This window comes from Litorimonas cladophorae, assembly GCF_014652455.1.
GTDB lineage: Bacteria > Pseudomonadota > Alphaproteobacteria > Caulobacterales > Maricaulaceae > Litorimonas > Litorimonas cladophorae.
Genome location: NZ_BMYV01000003.1, coordinates 1 through 25395, shown reverse-complemented (window position 1 = coordinate 25395; position 25395 = coordinate 1). Strand labels below are relative to the sequence as shown.

Annotated in this window: 13 protein-coding genes; 5 read left to right on the top strand and 8 right to left on the bottom strand. The window is 50.1% G+C overall.

Annotated features, from left to right (window positions below; translation table 11 throughout):
• Positions 1 to 34 precede the first annotated feature (34 nt).
• Positions 35 to 2446, bottom strand: a complete 2412-nt coding sequence (locus IE073_RS12030) for a TonB-dependent receptor (protein ID WP_233350067.1) — start codon at positions 2444 to 2446, stop codon at positions 35 to 37.
• A gap of 219 nt (positions 2447 to 2665) precedes the next feature.
• On the opposite strand from IE073_RS12030, the gene IE073_RS12025 reads away from it, so the two are divergent.
• A complete protein-coding gene (locus IE073_RS12025; RefSeq protein ID WP_189586386.1) occupies positions 2666 to 4228 on the top strand; it encodes a tetratricopeptide repeat-containing sulfotransferase family protein in 1563 nt (520 codons plus the stop codon).
• Here the strand turns inward: IE073_RS12025 and IE073_RS12020 are convergent.
• From IE073_RS12020 to IE073_RS12010, 3 genes are read right to left on the bottom strand one after another with little or no spacing between them, the layout of a single operon-like run.
• The gene (locus tag IE073_RS12020) at positions 4225 to 5313 is read right to left on the bottom strand and encodes an S-methyl thiohydantoin desulfurase family protein (RefSeq protein ID WP_189586384.1); all 1089 of its coding nucleotides are present in this window, start codon (positions 5311 to 5313) and stop codon (positions 4225 to 4227) included. The genes IE073_RS12025 and IE073_RS12020 overlap by 4 nt on opposite strands.
• The gene (locus tag IE073_RS12015) at positions 5310 to 6848 is read right to left on the bottom strand and encodes a hydantoinase/oxoprolinase family protein (protein ID WP_189586381.1); all 1539 of its coding nucleotides are present in this window, start codon (positions 6846 to 6848) and stop codon (positions 5310 to 5312) included. The genes IE073_RS12020 and IE073_RS12015 overlap by 4 nt, the downstream gene beginning before the upstream one ends.
• Positions 6845 to 8128 carry a purine-cytosine permease family protein gene (locus tag IE073_RS12010; protein ID WP_233350066.1) on the bottom strand — a complete coding sequence of 428 codons (1284 nt, stop codon included), beginning with the start codon at positions 8126 to 8128 and terminating at the stop codon, positions 6845 to 6847. The genes IE073_RS12015 and IE073_RS12010 overlap by 4 nt, the downstream gene beginning before the upstream one ends.
• A 138-nt stretch (positions 8129 to 8266) precedes the next feature.
• Between IE073_RS12010 and IE073_RS12005 the strand changes: the two genes are divergently transcribed.
• On the top strand, positions 8267 to 8770 hold the full coding sequence (locus IE073_RS12005; RefSeq protein ID WP_189586378.1) for an Lrp/AsnC family transcriptional regulator: 504 nt from the start codon (positions 8267 to 8269) through the stop codon (positions 8768 to 8770).
• A 223-nt stretch (positions 8771 to 8993) separates the two neighbouring features.
• Positions 8994 to 11084, top strand: coding sequence for a M3 family metallopeptidase (locus IE073_RS12000; RefSeq protein WP_189586376.1), 2091 nt, complete (start codon positions 8994 to 8996; stop codon positions 11082 to 11084).
• A 52-nt stretch (positions 11085 to 11136) separates the two neighbouring features.
• Here IE073_RS12000 and IE073_RS11995 read toward each other — a convergent pair whose 3' ends face one another.
• The 4 genes from IE073_RS11995 to IE073_RS11980 all read right to left on the bottom strand — a co-directional run bounded on the left by IE073_RS11995 (position 11137) and on the right by IE073_RS11980 (position 16498).
• Entirely contained in the window at positions 11137 to 12129 is a 993-nt protein-coding gene (locus tag IE073_RS11995; protein ID WP_189586373.1) for a hypothetical protein, read from the bottom strand.
• A 118-nt stretch (positions 12130 to 12247) separates the two neighbouring features.
• The gene (locus IE073_RS11990; protein WP_189586369.1) at positions 12248 to 14362 is read right to left on the bottom strand and encodes a site-2 protease family protein; all 2115 of its coding nucleotides are present in this window, start codon (positions 14360 to 14362) and stop codon (positions 12248 to 12250) included.
• Positions 14363 to 14365: 3 nt separating this feature from the next.
• Entirely contained in the window at positions 14366 to 15718 is a 1353-nt protein-coding gene (locus IE073_RS11985) for an efflux RND transporter periplasmic adaptor subunit (RefSeq protein ID WP_189586366.1), read from the bottom strand.
• Positions 15719 to 15721: 3 nt separating this feature from the next.
• Positions 15722 to 16498, bottom strand: a complete 777-nt coding sequence (locus IE073_RS11980) for an efflux RND transporter periplasmic adaptor subunit (RefSeq protein ID WP_189586363.1) — start codon at positions 16496 to 16498, stop codon at positions 15722 to 15724.
• 255 nt (positions 16499 to 16753) lie between these two features.
• On the opposite strand from IE073_RS11980, the gene IE073_RS11975 reads away from it, so the two are divergent.
• On the top strand, positions 16754 to 18241 hold the full coding sequence (locus IE073_RS11975) for a TolC family protein (RefSeq protein WP_189586358.1): 1488 nt from the start codon (positions 16754 to 16756) through the stop codon (positions 18239 to 18241).
• Positions 18242 to 18470: 229 nt separating this feature from the next.
• A partial coding sequence (locus IE073_RS11970; RefSeq protein WP_189586356.1) for a DUF4347 domain-containing protein occupies positions 18471 to 25395 on the top strand: 6925 nt, incomplete at its 3' end.

Genomic DNA, 25395 nt, shown 5'->3' with positions numbered 1-25395 from the left:
GTGAGGTCCGTTTGTTTGAGATTTTCGTTACGATTTACTCAAATGTATAGGACGCTCGCATTCCGATGACCCGTGGCGGGATAGGTGTTGGGCGGAAACCTCTGAAGACGTGCAACCCACCGTCACCAAAGTCGTCCCTGAACGTCTGCACGGACGCACCTGTCCCTGTAATCGTAGCTTCGGCATACTCATCAAAAAGATTGTTTGCGTAAAGCGTAAGGCTCCAATTGTCTTCCTGATAAGAAATCGACGCATTGGTGAGTAGGTACCCATCGAGGGTTTCGCCATTCGCGATCGACCCGACCCGCTGGAGGATATCACTTGTATAGGATAGACCCGCGCGTGCCACCAAGTCCTGACCACCAGACAGACCATGCGTGTAGTCTGCGAAGAGGCTGAATTGATGCTCTGGCGAACCTGGTAAACGGTCGCCGTCGACACCGCCTGTATCATCTGCGGCGACGCTAAAGAATGCATTCTCCGTGTACAATCCAGGTGCATCGCTCGTAAGTTCTGCATTGGTGTAAGCGTAGTTGCCGCGAATGTTTAGGTCTTCAACCGGCTCATAATCAAAACTAACTTCCAATCCTTTCGACTGAGCGGTACCTCCATTTTGTAAGAAGGTAAGGCCGCCGTTCTCAGTTGCACCCGCCAGTAAAATTCCTTCCCAATCGAGCAAATAGACAGCACCATTCAAAATCAGTTTCCCATCCATGAGAGTGGATTTGACACCCACTTCATAGTTCGTTGTGGTATCAGGCCCATAGTTCTGTTCGTCAGGTAAGGCACAAAGAGTTTGCTGATCTGGAATGACGTCTGGACAGGGAGCGATGCCGTTGGATCCACCTAAGCGGAACCCTTCGGATACGGTCGCGTAAATATTTACGTCGTCATTAATTGCATATGATGTATTAAACTTGAAAAGTGTACCATCATCTTTGGCGTCATTATTGGGGTCAAAGTCTATGGATTCAATCCCATCCAATGTGGAGCGTTGGTAGCTTGCGGCCTCGAAAAACGGGACGAAGGCTTCACTGGCGGATTTCAAATCATATTCAAAATACCGTCCGCCTACAGTGACCTGCCACGCTTCGGTAATATCGAATCCAATCTCTCCGAACACCGCTTGTTCAATATTCTTGGAATTCGAGAAAGCGTCATACTCTAGATCATCGGATCTTGTTGAGAAGGGGTGATTAGGCGTGAATTCTTGGGAATAAGATTGGGTCTCATTTTCGTTGTAAAACGCTCCGATAATCCAATTATAGCGGTTATCACCTTTGGATACCAAACGTACCTCTTGGTTGAAGAACTTGCTTTGAACGGCCTCTTCGGTAATCGCTGTAAAGTTAGGGAAGCTCTCATAGCTATATTGCAGACCGATCAGCAAATCCGTTTGATCGCGATTACCTAGCTCGTCATATTTACCAAAACCAGTCGCTGATGTTAGTTCCGCAAAGCCAAGATCTGCGACAACCTCTAATGCCAACAACTCGTCATCACGTTTGTTAGGCTCTAATACTCGCGTACCCGATTCATAGCGCCCTGTAATAAATGTGTTGTTTGCATCTCGTCCATCGACAAATCCATTATGGGAACGTCCATCAACATCTTGAAACTGTCCGTAATAGGTGAGTGTGGCATCGACGGCATCTACAGGCGTCCAACGCCCCGCAACCCGAAGGGAAAGTGTCTCTTCTTTGTTGGCATCCTTGACTGTGCGCACGTCGCTCGCAACATCAGGGTTTGAGAAACCAATCTGGTTCACGACATTGACATAATCAATGTAACCATCGTCATTCAAGAAGTCCAAATTTGCTCGGATAGCAAATGTATCAGAAACAGGAATGTTGGCCGTCAAACCAATGTCCGTCGAAATTCCGCTCCCTTTAGAATAATTATAGGCGTCTGCTCTTACAGTGAAAAGCTGTTCTCCAATTTCTGGTTTGTTCGGGATGTATCGGACGGCGCCGCCCATCGTCCCCGCACCATAAAGCGTGCCTTGCGGCCCAAGTAAAACTTCAACTTGCTTCATATCGTTGAGCTTCAAATCCACGAAGAGTGGTATCTCTCCAATGTAGGTCGCGACAGTTCCGTTGTTATTAGCCGCGCCTAGGCCATCCGCATTCAGGCCTCGAATGACAATCCCATCTTGCTCACGACCACCGCCATTGATGATGTGAAAACCGGGCACCCAGGCAGACAGTTCTGCCAGATCTGTAATCCCAATGTCTTCGAGCTCAACCGCAGACACAGCAGAAATGTTGAAAGGTACATCTTGCACTGTGGCGTCGCGGCGCGTTGCTGTGACGATGATTTGATCCTCATCTTGGACTTGGTCTTGAGCTTGTACTGGAGCGGCAAAAGTTGCAAAGCTGATTGGCAAGGCTAAAAGGCTCGCTGTCATCTTCAAACGGTTTTTTAGGGTTGTGCGGGGCGTGATCATAGTCTTCTTTTGTCCTAAGAACTGGTCGAAATGCCAAACAAACGTGGTTGGTCGACGGTATTGATACAGCAGCTTCAGCGAAATTAGGCCTTGAAATCAAGCCAAAACTCTAACCATTCTATCTAAATTCCCGTAGTGCACAAAATTAGATTTCAATATGTGCACATGAGTCACGTATTTAGACGTATTCAGACGAACTTAGCCTAGCAGAGAAAATTCATGCCCAAACTCACACTTGAAAGCGGATTGGGGCTTTTGCGCGAGAAGGCTTACAAGGCGGTTCACGCCAGTGCGATTAAAGAGATCAAAGCAAATGTTATAGCGCCAATTCCTTATTTCTTATTGGGCGTTATCGCCTTCGATCACAATAATTTCGGGAAAGCTTTGGATCTTTTTTCTAAAGCCAAACAATTTGATCCCGAAGAGCCTTTTTACGTCGCCTATGAAGCGATGGTTCTATCTACGCTCCGCCGCTCAAATGAGGCTCTCTTAGCCGCCAATCTAGCCTCAAAAGTCGTCGGCAATAATGCGCATCTACGCGATATGCTCGGCGTAGTTTACAGTCGCTGCGGGGATCATGAAAAGGCAGTGGAGCATTTCAAAGTTGCCGTGAGATTGAACGATAAAGAGCCCAACTATTTTTACAATCTCGCGGCCTCTCAACAATTTTTAGGTCGATTTGATGAGGCAAAAACTGCTTACGAAAAAGTTCTTAGCCTTGAACCCACACACCATCGCGCTTGGTCATCTCTGATTGCTTTGAACAAACAATCCCCGGAAACGCAGCAACTCCAGACACTCAAGGATATGTTCGATAGGCCCAGCAATTCCTCTGACGTTAAACTTCATCTCGGGCACGCTATTGCCAAAACTCTGGAGGACCTTGGGCAGCATGAGGAGAGCCTTTCTTGGTTGTTAAGGGCAAAATTGGAAAAACGGGCCGAGTTCCCATTTGACACCGACAGCGCGGCAAAAGTTTTCGAGGCGGCCAAAAACACAGCTCATATCAAACGTCCCACCGAATCTTTCGATCCAGTTAGAGTCCCAATTTTCATCGTTGGCTTACCTCGGACAGGAACCACACTCGTGGACCGGATTTTATCGTCGCATAGTCAAGTCAAATCTGCTGGCGAGCTGGATGTTTTCGCCGAGCAAATCAAAAGACTGACAAATAGCCAGAGTCCGTTCGTATTGGATGCAGAGACACTGGACGCCAGTAAGGACCTCGTGCTGCAAGACGCAGCCAAGGGCTATTTATCCCAAACCCAAGGTCTAGCTGGGGGGGCGCCCCATATGGTCGACAAAATGCCGCTTAATTTCTTCTACGCGGCTCTGATCGCTAACGCTTTTCCCAAGGTCAAAATCATCGCATTGCGGCGCGGGGCGATGGATAGTTGTTTGTCAAATTTTCGACAGCTATTTTCGACGCAGTTTTCCTACTATAATTATACGTTCGACCTCGACGACACGGCCTATTTTTATCGCCTATTTGATGACCTGATGACGCATTGGCGCGAAACGCTGCCGGAGGATCGGTTCATGGAAGTTCGGTACGAAGACATCGTGCACGATCAAGAAAATCAAACCCAACGGTTGCTCAGTTTTTGCGGTTTGGATTGGGAAGAGGCCTGTCTTCGCTTCCACGAGAATACCGCGGCCGTTTCAACGGCGAGTTCGGTGCAAGTCAGGCAACCTCTCTATTCGGGCTCAATAGATCGATGGAAAAAGTACGGTAATAAACTGGACGGCCTGCAGGCCGCCCTCGCAAATTTGGCCGATTAGAGTTTCTCTAACGGGACATAGTCAATATCAAATCCAAAGCAGCGCGGTTCCACCACGCGCAAGGCCTCTGGTGTTCGGTAAAACTCAGGACATCCGACAGCAAAAACGGCAACCCGATGTCCGTAACGCAAACGCTCCGCATTGATCGGCGTACCGGTTTCATAGTCTACGATCACGATTAAATCCGGAACGCTCGCAATAACTTTGTCGCCAATAGTCGCGAGAAGATACTCATTTTTTATACTGATTTTAAGAGGTTCACCCGAACCATCGAAACGATCAATGGTCGCTTCCCCGACATCATATCCGCCCACAATACGCGTGGCTTTGTCGATGACTTTACCTTGGAAGACTAATCTACACTCTCCGTAGATAGAGGGAACGAAGATGTCTTGAAGGGGTTTCAATAGTCCTTCTGCTTGCCCGCGATTTTCACGCAATGTGCGACCCAGTTCGATAGAAAAACTGAGCGTTCCGGGGATTACGGATCGCTTCAATTCTGCGCCACTCATTGCGTGTTCAGCCGTCGTAATCATGCCGCCGGCCGCCATAGCAAAACTTCGAATATGGCGCTCATAAACTTCTGTAGTCTTGGTCTGAAACGTCGCTTGGTTCCCAGCATAATCCAACGCTAAGGCGGGCGTAGGTCTTACGCCTGCGATGGCATAGGACATCATTTGTGCCTCGGGCAGGGCGCGCCCCATGCCGTCACCATCGACGACGGGAATGCCTTTCACTGCTGCGGCAACCAATGGGATCAGAGAGTTCCCTCCTCCAATTTCGAATGAGGCGACTGCGTCAACTTTTCGTCCTACATGGGCTTCAAATGCATCAATCGTCTTCGCGGCTTCGTCGACGGAGGGAAGAAGCTCCAAACTTACGGTCGGGGCGCCAACATTTCCAATCGGGACGATGAAGGCGTCGTCATCAAGAGCTTCCGGAGCGATCAACGAGATGGGCCCATAGGCTTTAATTGCCTGTTCCGTGATGAGTTGCGGCACATGCGGGTCACCACCGCCGCCTGTTGCAAGGAAAACCGAACCTAATGCTAAATCGTCGAGGTGGCTCAAATCGATTTTTTTCATTGCGCCAATTCTCCGATAACCTTCACCCTTACTCGCGTTGCGCCCTCATCCATGTAGGGCACTGCCGTTTCTTCAATATCAACCGCGCGTATGGTTGCGCGATCAGCACCTGCTTTAATCGCGCGATCTGTTGCGGCACGCGTCACCGACGCGATCGCTTCCGCTCGTGGCGTTTGACGATAAGACAACATACGCTCAGACTCTCCGCCGACCTGCGCAATTGCGGCTCCAATCGCGTTGGCGACACCGGCGTTTTCAGGGCGATGCAATTTGGACGCCGCATTTAATCCGTCGGTCACAAGCACCGCGCCGCCGCCGACCAAGATGACGGGCATGTCTTTTCCGCCAGGCTTCATCATTTCGATATTGTCGTTTAGCATTGTGTGCATTGTCGCCGTGGCTTGGGTGACGACCTCAGGTGCCAGATGGGCAACTCGGGCTTTGTCGCCGATATCGGAATGACCACTCGCTACTAAAATATCTGTTGTCGTCAGCGTTCGCCCTCCGAAGACTAACCCTTCGGTCACAAGCTTATGGCCGACCGATTGAGGGCCAATTATTCTGCCATCACTCGACACCAAGCTGCCCCCGCCGAGCCCGATCGCGAGGATGTCGGGCATACGGAAGTTTGTGCGAATACCACCAACATTTACAATCACATTAGACTCGCGTGGGAACCCATTTTGGATAACGCCGATATCAGATGTTGTACCCCCGATATCTACGACAATCGCATTTTCTAAACCCGTCAATTTATAGGCGCCGCGCAAGGAGTTCGTCGGCCCCGACGCAAAGGTAAGGGCGGGATAAGCGCGAACGAAATCGGCGTTCATAAGCGTGCCATCATTTTGGCTAATGAACGCTGGGCAGGTGAGGCCGCGCTGGGCCAAGGCGCCAAGGAACGACGTCACGACACGATCTGCAAAAGGTAGAAGCGTCGTGTTCATAATCGCCGCATTTTCACGTTCCATCAGGCCGAGCCGCCCGAAGCTATGAGATAAAGTTATGCGCGCGTCGGGAATGGCCGCCCGAACTTTTTCAGCCACTTGAGTCTCTGGCGTATTGTTCATCGGCGAAAATGCAGACGCGATCGAGACATTCTTGATGCCTTTGCGTTGGATGTCAGAAACTGCGGCGTTGACTTCATCATCCCGCATATCTGCCACAGGCCAACCGTTATAAAGATACCCGCCGTGCAACATGTAGACTTCTGCGTCGATGGCATCGATCATATCTTGCGGCCAATCTACCATTGGCGGCATCCCTCGACCCGAAGGTAGACCGATGCGAATGACGGCCGCCCGCGAGAGCTCGCGTCGCTCGATAATTGCATTCGTAAATTGGGTTGTCCCGATCATAACGGTTCTGATTGATGAGACCGACACCCCAGATTGTTTTAAGACTTCGTCGAGCGCAGCCGTCACGCCAGATATCACATCAGCCGATGTCAAAGCCTTAGTCGCGGCAATGACGTCGTCACCATTCAATATCACCGCATCTGTATGCGTGCCGCCGACATCAATCCCTATTCTCATACCGAAATAACCTGTTTCTTCTCGCGCTCGTTCCACGCCAAGGCGATATAAATAATGGCAGACAACAATACGGCGTCTATGGCCGCTATCTTTGAAAGGGGTTGGGTGATGCCTTCAGAGGCTAAGATAGCAATGGCCGCGCCGACAGCCCAAGCCACAAAGCCCTTCCAGTTCAAGCTTCTATTATTTTCTAGCGTCTCTATCCGGTACGCCTTGGGCCGAATGAGTAGACCATCAATCATGAGAACCCCCGCGACTGGGATGAAAATGACCGAAAGATAGAATAGAAAAATAATGAAGTTATCTAAAATATTCATCAGGGCTGCCGCTACGCCGATTACGCCTAGCGCGATCGTTAGCAGGACGGTTTTAAGTTTGGGAAATGTCGCCTTCATTCCGAGAACGGCGCTGTAGAGGTTTAGAGAATTAAGAACCCAACTGCCCGCAATCACGATGATGAACGCGCCAATGCCTAAGTTTAGGTCCAACATGATTTCAAGGACGTCGTCTTTACCTGATGTCGCTCCCGCAAGCGCCGCAGCCCCCATGACGGCCATCTGAACAATAATGTAGGAGATTATGGCTGTATAGATTGCGCCACTCCAATGTTTCAAAAAGCGCGTAATGTCAGGCAGGATGATTGCTCCTATAATGATGGCTCCGACAATCGCGGAAATGCCTTCGCCAACAGTGAGGGCTTCCGCCTTTTCTGCAGCGAAAACTTCGGAGAGGGTCTGTGTGGAGAGCGCAAATTTCGCCAATAGAACTGTCACGACAGCCAGGACTGGGACCAGTAAACTTGCCAACAGGTTGATCGCTTTGAAACCGATCAATGTCGTGAGCGTCATGCAGAAACTCGCGAAAATTGCGAGGCCGATAGGCGGCAGTTCGATGCCCCAAACGTCTCGCCCTAATCCCGCAACGGCGTCCATAAATAGATTAATGTTGACCCCGAACCATCCCAGTAAGGAGACAGCGAAAGCGATATTCACTAAACCTGCGCCGACATCACCAAATGCTATTCGGACCAAGAGGTATGAACTCATCCGAGATTTGGCTCCGATAACTCCCATGGTTGCGCCGATAATGACGATAATGATTGAGCCCCAAAGCAGAGCCCAAACCGTGTTCATTGGGCTCAATCCTGCGCCGACTTCTAGACCCGTCACAAAAGTCGGTAGCGAAAATGCTACCATTGCCCCTACGGCTGCGACGCGCGGCCAAGGCACAAGTTGGCTCTCGGTAATCGTAACCGCTGCAAATTCGCTATTATCTTCCAATGGCCCACCCTCTTTTTTCCAGTATTAGCGGTATCCCTACAGAATTATCGGTCGAATGCGATAGCGCCAGCAAAGAACAATTTCGTCATTGCGGACAAATCAAAATTCGCTTTATGGTTTGAACGAAGTGAGGAAAAGATGCCGTCAAAGAAAAGAAACCTGAAGCTGGATGCGATCAATAAAATGATTCTTTCCATCACTCATCTAAACTCAGATATCTCAAACCAAGAACTTGCGGAACGGGTTGGCCTGTCACCCAGCGCCTGTTTTCAACGCATGAAGGCGCTAAAAGAAGCTGGTTACTTCGTGAGCTTTCACACCGACTTAGACTTGGACAGGATGGTCGAGAACGTTTTGGCCTATGTTGAGTTTACCTTGGAGAATAACAGCACGGCCTTTCGGAAAAGCTTTGAAGCGGCAATTGAGGTAATCCCCGAGTTCATGGATTGTCTGCGGATCACGGGAGATGTGGATTATATCTGTTTCACCTGTTGCTCAAATACTCAGGCCCTGAACGCGTTGATTGACGACATAAGTGGTCGCGAGGATCTGGGAATAAAGATTGTGAAGACACGCATCATTTTAGAGCGCGCCAAATGGTATCTTGGATATCCTTTGGAGAAACTAAAATGGATTGATTAGGTCTCTGCCGTCAAATTTATATCCAGAGTATGGGAGGGCCGCGCCGCAACTATGGCCCCGTTGCGCATTGTCATGAGGATTTAAAAGCCCATATTGTTAAAAAATATGGAGACTTTACGTGGTTAAATCTAAGCTTTTGTCGACCGCTTCCCTGAGTGCCGTTCTTTTGAGCGCAGCTTTGTTGAGTGCTTGTTCACCCAAGACTTCGAAGGTCGAAGTCCCAATGACGACTGAGATTGAAAGTATTCCATTGCCAGACAATCAAGCCGCCATCGACGTGATCAATGCAGATTGGACGGGTCCCTATGGCGGCGTCCCACCTTGGGATAAAGTCGATCCAGACGTCTTTAGCTCAGCCTTGGAACAGGCCATGGCTACCGCACAGGCAGACATTGATCAGATTGCTGACAATAAAGCGATGCCAACCTTCGAGAATGTCATCTTGGCCATGGAACGCAGTGGTGCAGCGTTAGATCGTGCGTCGCGGCTCTATGGCGTTCACGCCAGTAATTTGTCCACGCCTGAAATGCAGGCCATTCAATCAGAAATGTCTCCGAAATTCTCGGCTTTCTATGATGGAATCACGCAGAACAAAAAGTTGTTTAACAAGGTCAAAGCCGTTTATGAAAATATGGACGAGGAAGGTCTGAACCCTGTCCAACAAAGATTGGTTGAGGACCAATACCGCAGCTTTGTTCGTCAGGGTGCAAACTTGTCTGAAGATGACAAAGAAACGCTCTCGACGATAAATTCGCGACTGGCAGAACTCAGCACTAAGTTTGGTCAAAATGTCCAAAATGACGAAGAAAATTACCCTACGATATTGAATGAATCTGACCTCGATGGACTACCAGATTGGTTGATCTCTTCTATGGCAAATGCAGCCAAGGGATTGGGCGAAGAGGGCAAATGGGCGGTAACCAACACTCGATCCTCTATGGATCCGTTCCTAACCTATTCTACCAATCGCGGGCTGCGTGAAACCGTATGGAATAAATATTATGGTCGTGGCGATAATGGTGGCGAGTTCGATAACAATGCGATCATCACGGAAATCTTGCAGCTGCGCTTTCAGCGCGCACAGCTTCTTGGATATGAATCCCACGCTCATTGGGCGCTGGAGACGCGCATGGCAAAAACACCGCAAAACGCCATTGATTTGATGGAAGCTGTCTGGCCGGCCGCCGTAGCAAGAGCGACGGAAGAAGTGGCGGATATGCAAGCCGTCGCCGATAGAGAGGGCGCAGAGATCGAAATTGCGCCTTGGGATTACCGCTTCTACGCGGAAAAAGTTCGCAAAGAGAAATATGATCTCGATTTCAATTTGGTGAAACCTTATTTGCAGATGGAGAAACTACGCGAGGGCATGTTTTATGCGGCCAAGCGTCTCTATAATTTTGACTTTGAGCAGGTCACAGATGTGCCAGTCTTTCATGAAGACGTCCGCGTCTGGAAAGTCACCAATGGCGATGACCTTGTTGGACTTTGGTATTTTGATCCTTATGCGCGCAAAGGCAAGCGCTCTGGCGCTTGGATGAATGCCTATCGGACCCAGCATCGTATGGACGGACAGGATATAAAAGTTATCGTGTCCAACAATTCAAACTTCGTCAAACCTGCACCAGGGGAACCTGTGTTGATCAGCTGGGATGACGCTAACACTATGTTCCATGAATTTGGTCACGCGTTACATGGACTCAACTCCAATGTAACCTATCCAAGTCAGTCTGGGACATCCGTCGCGCGAGATTATGTTGAATTTCCGTCGCAACTAAATGAGCACTGGTTAGAAACGCCTGAGGTCTTGAACACATATGCGGTTCACTATGAGACGGGTAAGCCCATTCCTGCTGAGCTTTTGGCAAAGATGCGGAAGGCCGCGACGTTTAATCAAGGGTTTAGCACCGTAGAATATTTGGGTAGTGCGCTGATCGACATGAAACTTCATATGGCTGGCGGCGACCCAATCGACCCAGATGCCTTTGAGCGCGAAACGCTGGCACAACTGGGTATGCCGCCACAGATCGTTATGCGTCACCGTACCCCGCATTTTGGGCATATTTTCTCCGGTGGATATAGCGCGGGCTATTACAGCTATTTGTGGTCCGATACTTTGACTGCGGACGCGGCTGAAGCTTTTGAGGAAGCGGGCAGTTTTTATGACGAGGCGACCGCCAAATCTCTTTATGAGAATATCATGAGCGTTGGCGATACGGTTGACCCTGCTGACGGGTTCCGCGCATTTCGTGGTCGCGATGTTTCGATTGCCCCGCTCATGAGAAAACGCGGTTTTCCCGTTCCCGAAGAGAAGTGATGAAAGACTAGGTCTGGGCTTGATGCACGATATCAAGTCCAGACAAACTATTTTAGCTTATAGCTAGGCCAAAAGTGGCCAAATTCTCTCTGATACGCGCCCCGTAAAGGCTGTCTGACAAAGCGGGAATGCGTTTCTGGTCAACTTCATAATTCATCGACTTTAGCGCATTCTTTAATTGTGGCGCGACCGCGTTTGGATCCATGAATTTGGACGGATGTGCACGATATTTCGCCGACATTTCTGCAATGGCGAAGGGGTCGATGGCGTGACTAAACCTCGCGAAGCCATCGAATGTAAAGGTTTCGTCGACATGTCGGTCGCTCAGACGGATCAACTCTGCAGCGATATTGTGCAATAGCGCCGCACTGTCGAGCGTTGGGGTTATAAAACTTATTTTCGCGCCATAAACATCGATAAAATCTGAGCAACGTGTCTGCGCCCGCAAGGTCACGGCAAATGCTCCGCTAGCCAATTGCAAAGACTCAAGAAGTTCATATTCGACGTCTTGGAACCGCATGCAAGTTAGCAAGTCCTGCAACTCTATCAGTGAAAAATCCTCGCGGTGGTGTCTCGACAGCTCATCTGACAAATGAACCATAAGCGGTAAGTCATGATGGCAATTAAAGGGTGTCGTTACGCGTTCATCTGACAAGAGCACAAATTGTTCACGAATTTCATGTTCGCGCGCTTTTTTTAGAGCCAGGAAAACCGTTTGAATGATTTCGGATGTCGGAAGATGTGGTTCTACACGCCAGCGCCGCCCGAATACGATTTTTTCGCTCGGTATGGCCTTGTAATTATCGGGTCCGATAACCCCAATCTGCACGAATATCCCACCTTCATCTTCGCTGACGAATACAGGGTAGCGCGCCGAGTAGGCAATTTGAGAAACGATTTCCTCGATGGTTCCTAAGGTATGATGGAACTCCAGATAATGCTGGGGAATACATTGGTTGCCAGACTCTGTTTGAACTAAAGGCGCGTTCTCAACAGGCCGCTCTCCAGACCGGAGGGGCAAATATGTCGTTATCGATGGTTTCACTTAGGCCTACTTTGAGTGGGTTACCTTCAAAATACGTCCGAGTGAGCTGAATGGATGATGTTAGGTGTCGGTTCTATGATCGAAGTTCAGCCAACCAAGATTTTTGGGTCCCTAAGTCTTAGAAGTCCGTCTCCCGCAGTAATATGCCCATAGTTGAATTATAGACGGCACGAGCTGCGCTGCGCGGCTTGGCATCAATACGTACGACGCCGCGCTCCTCTCGTAAGAGCTGTTCATTGGGCAGCGGACCTGAGACTTTAAACACAGGAATATCGGCAATCGCGTGACCTTGGTCATCTTCTTTCACGGCGATTGGCCCCCCACCCATGACTGTTAGCACGGGCTCGGTCACGTAGATGTCGGCTGTTGGCGCTAGATGGGCAAGTTGTCCGCCACGTTTGGGCCGGCCTGCTTGATCGCTGATGAATACGAAATCATTGCCGCTGGCCAAACGATCGGCGTGCTTTTCCGAAGGAAGTGCAATGAGTTCAATTTTTTCGTGGTCTGATATCCTCATAAGCGCCGAAGCGACCTGGACTTGTGTGCCTGACGTCAAGCTGTCGGGCATGTCGGAAATCACACCTTTGTGGGGTGCACGCAGAGTCAAGCGGTCCAGTTCCCGATTGACTGACTCCAGAGCTTCGCGTTTTTGCTCCAATTCATCCCGAAGAAGCTCGCCCGATTGACGGTCCTGTAGCGACGCCGCGCGTTGGGCCCAACGTGCTTCTGCAACTTTTAACTCTAGCTCGGCGAGCGCCTTGGCGTGCAATAATGCCGGGGACGAAAGCTGCATTACAATTGTGCCTTCGCTTACGGTGTCTCCATTGCGAATAGAGATTGACTGAATGCGAGCTGCTGCAGGCGGGTAGAGTCGGGTGTCGTCCGCAGGTCGGATAAGGGCGGGGGCACTGACCGTTGAGGGCCAAGGCACAACGAAGGCCAAAAGTGCGAGGGTCGACACGGCCAAGGTTGCACGGCCGCGATTATGGGACAAGATAGACATACGTTGGCTCCACCAATGTTTGATTTCGCGCCAGATAGGAACGGCGATGAACATGGCAATCTCAACGGTAAACAGCACAATCCCGATTGCCTTTGGGAAAATATGATGAACGAGGATGGCGATCCCTAAGAACAGGAAAAACCGATAAACCCATGTCGACCAAGCGTAGATCGTCATCCCGAAAAGTGCTTTCCGCGGATAAGATTCCGAAAGACCTTCGTCTAAGCCAAATAGTGTGTTTCGCATCACCCAGCGGCCAACTTCGAAGCCCCGCTTTTGCAAATTCTCAACGCCTAGAAGGTCGCTTATCAAATAATAGCCATCGAAACGCATCCATGGGTTCAAATTGACAAACAAGCTCATCGCCCAACTCGTCGTGGCGGCAAAAAACGCGATAGAGCGAAAAATTCCATCGGGGAGAAAGGCCCATAAAAATACAGAGATCGCGGCGATGCAGAGCTCTACTGTGATACCAGCGCCGTTGATCAATGTCCGGGAACGTCGCTCCTGTACCCGCCAAGCGTCGGTGGTGTCGGTGTAGAGGATTGGAAACATGACCAAAAATGCGATGCCAATAACTGGAACTCGCGCGCCGAAATGACGAGCCGCGTAGGCATGTCCGAGTTCATGCAAGATTTTTAATACGATCAAACTCAGGCCGTAAAAAAGAAACCCTTGTGGCGTGAAAAAATAGAGAAAGGTTGAGGTGAAGTTATCCCATTGTCGCAAGGCGAAATAGAGGCCGATAAGGCCCACAAAAAAAATAACTTTAAAAACCGACGGTCTTAAAAATCTTGAGACAGATGGGCCAGTCCGATCCAGAAAAGCCTGTGGATTCCAGAGAGGTATCCTGAAAAAAAGATATTTGTGTATCAGCTGTTCATGCCACGGTTTGCGAAGCGCCGCCTCATGTGTTGCCAGCCGTTCAGCGTCTTGGCCTCCCTTTTGGTCCAGGAGCTTTTCTGCAAAAAGAAACTCCGTGAGTTCTTTTAATTCCTCTGCGTCGAAATCTAGATCTGGGTTTTCTGCATTTAGTTGTGTGATGAATTCATCGGGCTGGATGGTATCCCAGTGGGCTAAAGCCGTGAACGCAACATGCCCGATGGCATGAAACCGTCCCCGGACGGGATCATGCAATAGCCAACGATCTCGCAATTCATCGCGCTCTAGGCGCAACTCCTGCCGCAATGGCGGAAGCGGCGGTGCTTGCTCCTCTGCCGCAGCCTGCATGGGTCAGAGGCCTGTCATTTGACGGAACAACGTTAATGGGCGGCGAATAAGGAAATAGCCAAGTGGCGCTTTTTCTCCATAGATTTTCGCGACGCCGCGCGCGCCAATCCGAGGCACGTCACCATCAGTCAGCATAGCATGCGCATCAAAGGCCATGCCGCCTTCTGGAAGGGTGACAGCTCGGTAGCTCGCTCTGACCAGCTCTGCTTCTAAAGGGGTTACAGGATCGGTATCGAGGAACATCCGCACACGCGCACCCTCGCGCAACGCCTCGCCATGAGCGAGGGGGGCATGGAGGCGCAAGAGTACACGTGTGGGTTCAGCAATTCGAAGAATTGCCTCACCATTGCTCACGGGCTGCCCAGTCAGCTCGGAGACATCTGAAAATAGTGCCAAGCCATCGCGAGGCGCTCGTAGAATTGTTTTATCTAGCCGCTCTTGCGCATAATCGCGCCGCGCTTTGGCTAAATCGGCTTCGGCATTGGCCACAGCCAATTCCCGTTTCGCTTCAGCGTCAACAAAGGCGCGCAACCCTGCCATTTTGCGCCTTACTTCTGACAATTGGAGCTCTTTTTCCGCTAGGATCAGCTCATTTCGTAGAGTGACGTCGTCCAATTGAACCAAAGCGTCACCTGCCTTTACTTGGGCGTTCGGCGCCACAAGAATATCTTTTATCACGCCATCAAACTCAGCTGACAGTATGAATGGAGAATCCGCTACGACTTCCGCAGGGGCGAGTGTCGTCATTGGAATTGGAATTAAACCAATGAGTGCGAGAGCTCCAACCGTTCCCAAAAACAAGTTGCGTTTGCGCGGCGCCATGCGCGCGCGTTTGGCGCCGCGTCGCGCTGCGTGTACAAGACCGTAGATTTCACCCAATCTCGCCATAATTGGCACATGCGATTCAGGCGGTGGCGCAGCAAAGGCGAATAAGAGCCCGCCAGATTTTGGGTTTGGGGAAAAGGGCGCGAAGAATGCGTGAATAAAGGGGTAGGTAATGACATCGCCACTCTTCCCAGATTTGAATTGCCATTGACTGGCCGTGTTCAATTCGCCTTTCTGAATTCGAGTCTTTAAATCGGATTTGAGCCATTGCCCGAAAGGCGTGTGGCGTTCCATTTGTTCTTGGCCAGTAACAGCCAAGATTTTAACGGCTGAGCCTTTTCTAGAGACCCAAAAGATGTGTCCGCAGTCGAGGATGTCTCTGGGCTTGTTGACGGCCTGATGTTGCAGGGACAGCGCATCGGTTGCGGCAATGGCTTCGCCTTCCAAGCGGATCAGTGTTTCTAAGACGCTGGGACGCGAACGTCGAGCTTCCGGTGGTGCAACAGACCTTAATTTGACAGGTTCGGCCATCAGTTATGGCGCCTCAAAAACCGCAATTCCGCTCATGCCGGGTCGGCCAGAGTGTTTTCCTGTCAATTGTGCCGTAATCTCGATTGTCTGACTAACGGGATCGACGATAGCGGATAGGCGTTGGACTTTTGCCGCCACAGACTCGCTTGTTTCGTCGACTTTAAACGTCAATTTCGTGCCGCTTTTGACCCAACTGGCCCAGGCCGAAGGGGCAATGATCGAGATTTCGGTCGTCCCGGCGCGATTGAGAGAGTAAAGCGGTTGGCCCGCTTGGACGCTTTCATAGGCATCTACGTGGCGTGCGGTTATGAATCCAGGAAAGGGCGCTGAGACCACGCAATCTTTCAAGGCAATCTTCAGAGAGGAGACCTCTGCCGCGATTTGATCGCGTTCAGACTTCGCGATAGAGACATCTAACTCTCCCGCAGCCCCCATTTTGAGTAGCTCTGCCTGATTTTCATATCTTAAAGATTGTGTTGCATGCGCGGCCTGTCGTGATTGTAGTTCCGCTTCCTGACGCTCGCAATCAAACTTTGCCAAAGTGGCGCCGCGCTTGAAATACTGACCTGTCTTAAAGGGGGTAAATGTTAAGCGCCCCGTCATTCCTGCAGAGATGTCGGCTGACTGCCCAGCGACAAGCACGCCGCGTGTAGAGACTGAGAGCGCAGTTTCGTCTTTTGGGATCGCAACTTCCTTACCTGCGGTCTCGAGACCAAAGGTTGGGGTTGAAACCAGTGCAAATGCAAGAGTTGGAATAGTGTGCCGTAGAATTCGAGACATAAGCGAGCCTATTTATAAATACACTCAAAGATTGCATAGGAAGACTTAACCTGATCTTAAAATACAATTATAAGTTTTGAATTTATCAGTGTCTGTATCGGTAGCACGCATCTGTATTTCGACGCGTGTGAGGAACCTAGCCGTTTAGTATTCCAAGGCGCCCCCCGAATGAAATTACAATTTGTGATAGCATATTAAGAATTAGTTCAAACATTCTCTCTAGCTACAACCAAAAGTGGCATATTGGAGAACTTCATGCGAAAAATACTCTTGGGAACAGCCTGCGGCGCAGCTGTATTGCTAGTGGGGTGCTCGGCAACCGTATCGAGGGTCACAGATGCTGAAGCCGCAAATTTTGCAACTTCTTCTCGCGTTGAGATAGAAAGTCGCCAGACCCCAGTAACGGGGTCAATCTCGTTATACGAAGCGATGGCAAGGTCGTTGAAACATAATCTCGATCATCATGTGGCCATGATGGAAGCGGATTTAGCTCAAGCCGATTATGATTTGTCACGCTGGGATATGCTGCCGCAAATCGTTGCGAATGGGCAATATTACGGGCGATCAAATGAGGCCGGGGCGTCGTCACTTTCCCTCCTGTCTGGCAGGCAATCTCTTGAACCATCGACGTCGCAAGAACGTGATATTTACACAGGCGATCTGACGGCAAGTTGGAATATTCTTGATTTCGGTCTGTCTAAAATCCGCGCACAGCAGTTGGGCGATGAAGCTCTGATTCAAGAAGAACGTCGTCGCAAAGCGATCATTCAAATTATGGAAGACGTGCATCGTGCGTATTATCGAGCTGTATCGGCGGAACGCCTTGCCAGCCGTCTGCGTGCCCTCGAAGGCGATGTTAGCAGCGCTTTTCAAACATCACGCCAGCAATTCGCCCTTCGTCGAACTGCGCCGATGCCCGCCCTATCGTACCAGCGTGAATTAAACGATATTCAAGGGCAAGCGCAGCGACTTACTCGCGACATGCAAATGGCAAAATTAGAATTAGCTGCTTTAATGGGGCTTGCACCTGATCAGCAGTATTCATTGCAATTGCCCGAACAAATGCCGCGTCCAAATCGGATGGTTATGACGTATGAGGAAATGATCGATCAGGCGTTACAGAACCGCCCAGAAATCCGTGAGAGCCTTTACGCGCAAAGAATAGGCGAAATGGAAATCAAGAAAGCTACCCTAGAGGCTCTTCCATCTTTGGAGGGTTTCGTTGGGATTGATGCTTCCTCAAACGACTTCCTCTTCAATAATGACTGGGCCGGATATGGCGCAAGGGCGAGCTGGAATCTCCTGAAAGTTTTCTCAACTGGGAAGAGAAAGAAAAAAGCGAAAGCGCAGGCTGCACTTGAGCGAGAGCGTGGTTTAGCGACAGCTATGGCTGTTATGACCCAAGTCGGTGTGGCGCGCACTAGATATGAAAGTCTAGCCAGCGAATATAAAACAGCCAGTGACGGCGCCATGGTCCAGGGTGACATCCTCGGTCAGATAGAGTCCTTGGCGAAAGCGTCCTCTGCGTCGAAGCAAACTCTTATTCGTGAACGAATGAATTCGATTTTATCGGAAGCTCGTCGTGATGCGGTGATGGCGGAAATGGCTGAGGCCTCAGCGCATATCTACACGGCACTTGGATATGATCCTTACACCACAGCTATTGATGGAACTGAAAATATCGACACCATCGCAGCCGATTTAAAGGTCCTTTGGACCGAGCGTGCCCGCGCTCCAGGCTAGCGTCCCAACGGCTGAATGGGCTTGTTCCGAAAGCTCCGATGCCATCTTGTGATGGACCTGATCGGCGCATTTCGCAACTCAACCTAATTGGCAAATTAATAACATTTGTTGCGCGAACGTCCCTGAATTTTCCGCGCAACAACCGGCCCGGCAAGCAACAGAGTTCTACCCCGCTCTCGTCAATGCCGGGCCAATATCGCCACCGCTTAATCGAATGGAAGAGTTGACCATGTCCGAGAAAACCAAAAACCCTATCACCAATAAGTTGAAAAACAGCACCTCTCGCCTGGGTCTTCGCGCTCTAGAGCCCCGGATACTATTGGATGCAGCGGGATTTGTGACTGGGGCAGATGTTGCAATGGACGCGATGGATACGCAAAATGTTGCTGAGGATATGGCGATCCTTTTCAACACTGAGGCGACACCTCTGGCGCCGAGAGGCGAAGTTAGTCAGGTCAATGCTTTGCTATCTGCCCTAAGTGAGGCCGAAGCTGACTATCAATCCAGCACAAACACAATTGGGGATAACGCTGCAGAAGTTCTGGACATTGATTGGGTTGAGCCACCCGTCAATGGCGCTGGACTTGTATTCATTGACCAGTCCGTAGAGGGATGGGAATCATTAGCTGCAGAAATACCCGATGGATATGAAACCATATTCATTCCTGCCGATGCGGATGGGTTAGAGGTCATCACGACCACGTTAGCTAATCGCAACGATGTCGCGGCAATACATATTTTATCCCATGGTCAGTCTGACCAATTGACGCTGGGTACCAGTATTATTACGGCCGAAACATTACAGGGCGAGCATGCCGACGATTTTGCTGGCATCGCGTCTTCTTTGACCGAGTCCGCAGATATCCTGATTTACGGCTGCGACTTCGGACAGAACTCTGATGCTTTGAGTCTAATGGCCGATCTAACGGGTGCTGATATCGCGGCCTCCACAAATGACACGGGTTCCGCAGACCTTGGCGGAAACTGGGATTTGGAAGCTTCGGATGGCGAGATAGACTCCGATGTTCTAACTTTAGATAATTGGAACTACCTGCTCGACCGGACCGTTTTAAATCAGTCAGGCGGTATGGCCGCTGACGGGTCTGATGGACTATTGATCTACGTAGCGTCAAATGGACAGTTGCAAGTTGTGTTCCGCGGCGAGACACAACTCTATCATCCGTTGGCGACAGACGATAGCGCTCACCTCTTTAACGGTGTGTATCTAGCCGTCGATAATACTGTGGTTGGCGGTTTCACAGATAGTGCGCTGACGGGGCCATATTCAGGTCCCGCGAACGGTCCTGGAATAGCTTCGACCGACGTAACTTTTATTGAGTCGGGGCAAACGGTGACGGGGTCAGGAACTGGATCCGATCCATACATTGTCACTACAACCATGTTTTATGATGCCGGTGGTCTATCGGGTATTTATGATGCAGCGACCGATTTCGAAGTTGTCATAACCACCACATATTCAGCACCTAATCCATATTTCACACAGAGCGTTACAATCACGCCGCCATCTACAAATACAGCTCCGATCAAATTTTATCATACGATTGACACCTATTTAAATATCAATGTCCCTGCCGGATTAAACCCTGACGCGGGACCAGGTTTCACATTAGACCAAAGTGTCGGTAACCCCTCTGTTGTTGGTGTGGCGCGCGACGCCGATGGTGATGGGACAATCGACGCTTTTACTGCTTTCGCTGAGCAGCAAGGCGGAGAAGAATTTGATCAATATTATTCTGCGGCATATGATGGATCTAACCTCTATGGTGGATTGCCAGGAGTTGGCATCAACGATGGTGGCGACATTCAGAACACGATTGACGTCAACCCTAATACCGATAACGGACTTGGCATCCAATTTAACTTGGACGACCCAGGGGTAGCCCAGACCTTTACTTATCACATCGCTTTCCGCGGAGAGGCGACCATTGATTTGGACGCGGATGACTCCTCTGGGGCTCTCGGAACGGGGTACAACAGCACGTATGCAATCGGGTCTGGTGCAACGATCGCGGTTGTCGACAGCGACGTAACGATCCGAAATGTCGTCGGAGATATTTCGGCGGTTCGTATCAGCCTGACGGACGCCCAAATTGGTGATAGTTTGACAGTCAATACGACTGATCTTCCAGTGAATGTTAGCGTCCAATCCCAAACATCAACTGAAATTGTATTGGTGGCGACTGGTGGTTTTGCGTTGCCAGAGTCCACCTTCGATCTAGCACTTCAAGAAGTTGGATTCACCACAACCAGTACGATGGAATTGGCTCGAGTGATCTCATTCGGTGTGACGAACGAGATGGGCGAAGAGGGCTTCGCGTCTTCTGGTACGATTACCGTTGGGTATGACACGGATGGCGATGGTGTTCTGGATGTAACGGATCGCGATGATGATAATGATGGCATCTTAGACAGTGCCGAAATGGGCGCTTTGGTGTCTGGCGGTATAACTTGGAACCATAACGGTGGCTCGCCTGCGGGAACGTCCTTTGCAGGCGGCATCGATGCTTCAGCTCAGGGCTTTATTTCGACGGCTCAAAATATTTCTTTCGGCAGCGGTCTAACGACCACGGGGTCAGATTATGAACATGTCCTTTTAGACGCGTCTGCAGATACATATCAGGAAGCACGTGACCAGAATGACTACGTCGAGGTGTCCTTCACGCTATCGGAAGCCGCGACCTTAAACTCGATACAACATGGTCTTGTTCCGACGGGTTGGGGCGGATCTCAGGCTGGTAATTATAATGTTACCGCAGAAATTTCTAGCGACGGTTTTGCGACTTCGTCGATCCTCTATCAGGATGGTTACCAGCCTCAACCTAACGGTGGGTATGAAACGTCCTTTGAAAATGTTGATACCGTCCTCGCAGCGGGTAGTTATACAGTTCGTTTCTACGTTTATAATGAGCAGAATAACGCCAGTTTAGCGAATGGCACTGTGTTGCCTGATAATACCATTGCGTTTGATGACCTGACTCTGAATTTTTCGGCAAGGATGCCGATCGACACTGACTTAGATGGTATTGCAGACCATCTAGACATCGACTCAGATAATGACGGTATAACAGATAACATCGAAGCGCAGACGACTGCAGGCTATATCGCGCCAAGCGGTGTCGGAAGCACTCCAGATTTTGCTGATGCAAACGCAGATGGATTGGATGACAATTACGGGCCCAATGGTCTGTCACCGGTTAACACGGATAACACGGATAACCCAGATTTCCGAGATACGAACTCGGATAATGAAGGTGCAAATGATACGGTTGAAGCGGGTCTGACCGGCACGGCCACAGGTTTATCGACGGCCTTAAATGATGCTGACGGTGACGGTCTTTTTGACGTCTTTGATACGCAAAATGGTACAACTTCTTCAGATGGATATGTGGTTAATGAGGGGATCGCGACCGGCGCCGCGTCCTATCCAGATATTGACACAGACGCGTCTGCGGGCGTTCCGCTTACAGCAGATGTGGATTTCCGAGACAGCGTCCTGAACAACCGGGCGCCAATCGCTCAGAATGACTCTTTTACGACGAGTGAAGATGGCGTCCTTAGTGTCATCAGCCTGCTTACCGATAATGGGAATGGCGCTGATAGTGACGCGGACAATGACAGTTTGACGATCTCCGCTGTGGAAGGTGTCGCGGCAAATGTCGGAAACCAAATCACGCTTAGCTCAGGAGCGCTGTTAACTGTCAATGCCAATGGATCATTTGAGTATGATCCAAATGGAGCGTTTGACTACCTTGATACAGGTGAGTCTGCTCAAGAGACTTTCACCTATTCCATTTCCGACGGAAACGGTGGTTCGGATACAGCCACTGTCACACTTACGCTTACGGGCACGAACGACTCACCGATCATTGACTTGAATGGTGCACTGCCGGGCACCGATTACGACGCTGTATTCGTTGAAGATACACCAGGCGCACCACTTGCCAATCTGCTAACCTTTGACGCCGTTATTGATGATCCTGAAGACAATATCGGGCAGATTCAAATTGAGATAAATTTACCCGCAAATAATGATGGTTCCGATGAAGTTTTCAGAATTGATGAAGGCGATTTACAGCTTACTGTCGATTTGAGCACAGGCGAAATTACAGCGCCGAATCCATTGGTATATGGAGAGACAACTTTCGCCGTGTCCTATGAAACAGGCGTTCTAACGATTGAAAATGCAAATTCTCAAATCGGCGTGATGAATTCTGATGACCTGCAAGGGTTCATGCGGTTGTTAGCCTATCAAAACGCAAGCCAGAACAATTCTGAAGGCAATCGTTCCTTTGCATTTAACGTGATTGACCCTGTCGGTGTGACCATCGCCACGACAACCATGACCGTAGAGCGGTCAAATGATGCGCCAGTTCCAACAACATCTACCTCTTCCAATGGTACGGTAACGACAGTCGGCAGCGGCAGCCCAACACCGTTTGCAACAGTGGTTGCAGGCGAGCCGACAATCATTACGGTGGCCGAGCTTTTGGCGCAACTTGATACAGTTGATGCCGAGGGGAATGATCTTGGTATTGGTATTATTTACGCAGATGAAACGGAAGGCGTGTGGCAGTATCGTCGTCCGGACATCACGGATAATCCAGACACCTCAGAAGTCGAAACTGACTTCGAACACCAATGGACCAACTTCCAACTGGGTGATCCTGAAAATTCCGACTCAAATCCTGTTCCAGATGGCGAAGCATTATTAATGGATCCAGACGCAATTCTGCGTTTTGTTCCCAATCCTGGTTTTTCCAACGATGCTGAAATCCGATTCCGAGTTTGGGATGGAACTGTCGGTACAGCGTCTAATCCTCCTTCGAGCGTCTCTGATGATTCGGGCGGATCTGGGTCAGGAAACACGTCTTCACTTTCGACGGCAGCTTTTACTGCGTCTCTCGCAGCTGACACTGATGGAGACGGTGTCATAAACTCAGATGACATTGATGACGACAATGACGGCATTTTGGATGTCAATGAAGGGTATATCGAAACAAATTCACAAACGGGCGTTTGGGTGCTTTCTGGCCAAACAGCGACTTATGATTTTGGAAATGGCATTTCCGTTCGCGCGGAGACAAATTCGACTTCAGTTTCGGGCACGACCTTCTTAGGTAACTTTTCGAATAATGTACTTAACCCAGGTGGCGAGGCTGCGGGGCAAGAATTTTGGGACCCTAGCAATCTTGCAAATGATGCCAGCTTGTCTGGCGTTTTCAGCTTCGGCAGCGAGTTGACATTTGAATTTTACGACACGGTTACGGGCGACCCCGTAGTCGTTCTAAACCCGGTTATTCACATGGACCGGATCGGTGGTGCGGCCATCGTTCAATTAACGCCAACCACCCAAGGTAATGAACATAACAGCGCGCTTATCACTTTGACGGGCGGGCTTACGTGGGCAGAACTTTCAGGAACCACTGACTTTGGAACAACCGCAACAACGGCTGTCGACAGCTCAAATGGCACAACGGGAACACAAGCATCTGAATCTAATTGGGGTGCAGACCAAACAGCTGCAGGCTCATTGGAAATACAGGGCGCGGCCTCTAGTTTTACGCTGACCTTCGATGCAGCAAATAGTAATGATAGCTCCAATACGCTCGGTGATGGAATTGAGTTCTTGATCCAAATGCCAATCGTGATCCGAGACACTGATGGAGATGGTATTGCGGACCATCTCGACATCGACAGCGATGATGACGGCATCACTGATAATGTCGAAGCTCAAACAACAGCCGGCTATATCGCGCCATCTGGGACAGGTGCCCTTATGGGCGACTTCGACGGCGACGGTCTTGATGATGTCTATGACGCGACTCCAACGGGCTCGTCTAATGGCGCAGGTAGCGTCGGTTTACTGCCAGTTGACACTGACGGATTAGGCACAGCAGACGTGCTTGATCCTGACTCAGACGACGACGGTATTGCAGACATAGACGAAGCGGGCCACGGCGCAACTTATGCTGCCGGCGACACGGATGGCGATGGACTTGCTGATGTGTTTGAGGGGTCGAACGTCAATGATGGCTTTGATGTAAACGATGAAAACCTTGATTCATCTAACACCAACTTTAACCTGGCGGGGGTTCCTGCACTTGACGCTGATGGGAGTAATGCCATTCCGCTCGTGCGAGATCTATATTTCCGCGATGTGAATGACGTGCCCGTTGTTGCGACCGCAATTCCCGATACCTCTGCAATCGATGGCCAAACTGTTTCAATCACCGCTGACATCACGGACGCGGATGGTGATTCCCTTACATATAGCGCGATCAATCTACCGGCAGGTTTGAACATTAATCCTGCTACAGGCGAAATCTTCGGCATGATCGACAACTCCGCTAGCCAAGGCGGAACAGCGGGCGTGTATGCCATTACCGTGACGGCAATTGATGGCAATGGAGGGACGGTCTCCGACACCTTTAATTTGTCAGTCACAAACCCTGCCCCAACTGCAGTTGATGATGCACTGACGACCAGCGAAGACACTGCCCTGACAACAAATGTAATCACGGGTTCCGATAGTGACCCTGACGGCGACTCTCTCTTTGTGTCTTTGGTTGATGGAACAGTTGGCAACGTTGGCAACTCTGTCGCGGGTGCAAATGGCGGTTTGTTCACGATTGACGCCAATGGTGACCTAAACTTCGACCCAAATGGTGATTTTGAAGGCCTCGACGTTGGTGAGACGGCGACAACAACTTTAACCTATCAGGTCTCCGATGGCGAAGGTGGGACAGATACAGCTACTGTAACAGTCACTATCCAAGGCGCCAATGATACGCCAATTGTGACAGGAACGCTGGCCGCACAGATGGGCAGTGACGGAACAGCTCAAGTACCTTTTGATGCTTCAACTGTCTTCTCTGATGTAGACGGTGAGTCTTTAAGTTACACGGCAACCAACCTCCCAAGCTGGATGTCGATTAATCCAGCCACAGGCGTGATTACGGGAACTCCACCAGCAGATGCCTCTCAAGGCGGCGCAGCTGGAGTGTATACGATATCAGTTATCGCCACCGACCCAGACGGAACGTCTGTCTCTACACCCGTAACCTATAGTTTTACCAACCCGATCCCTGTTGTTGATGCTGCGATTGGTGACCAGTCTGCTGTTGATAATGAGA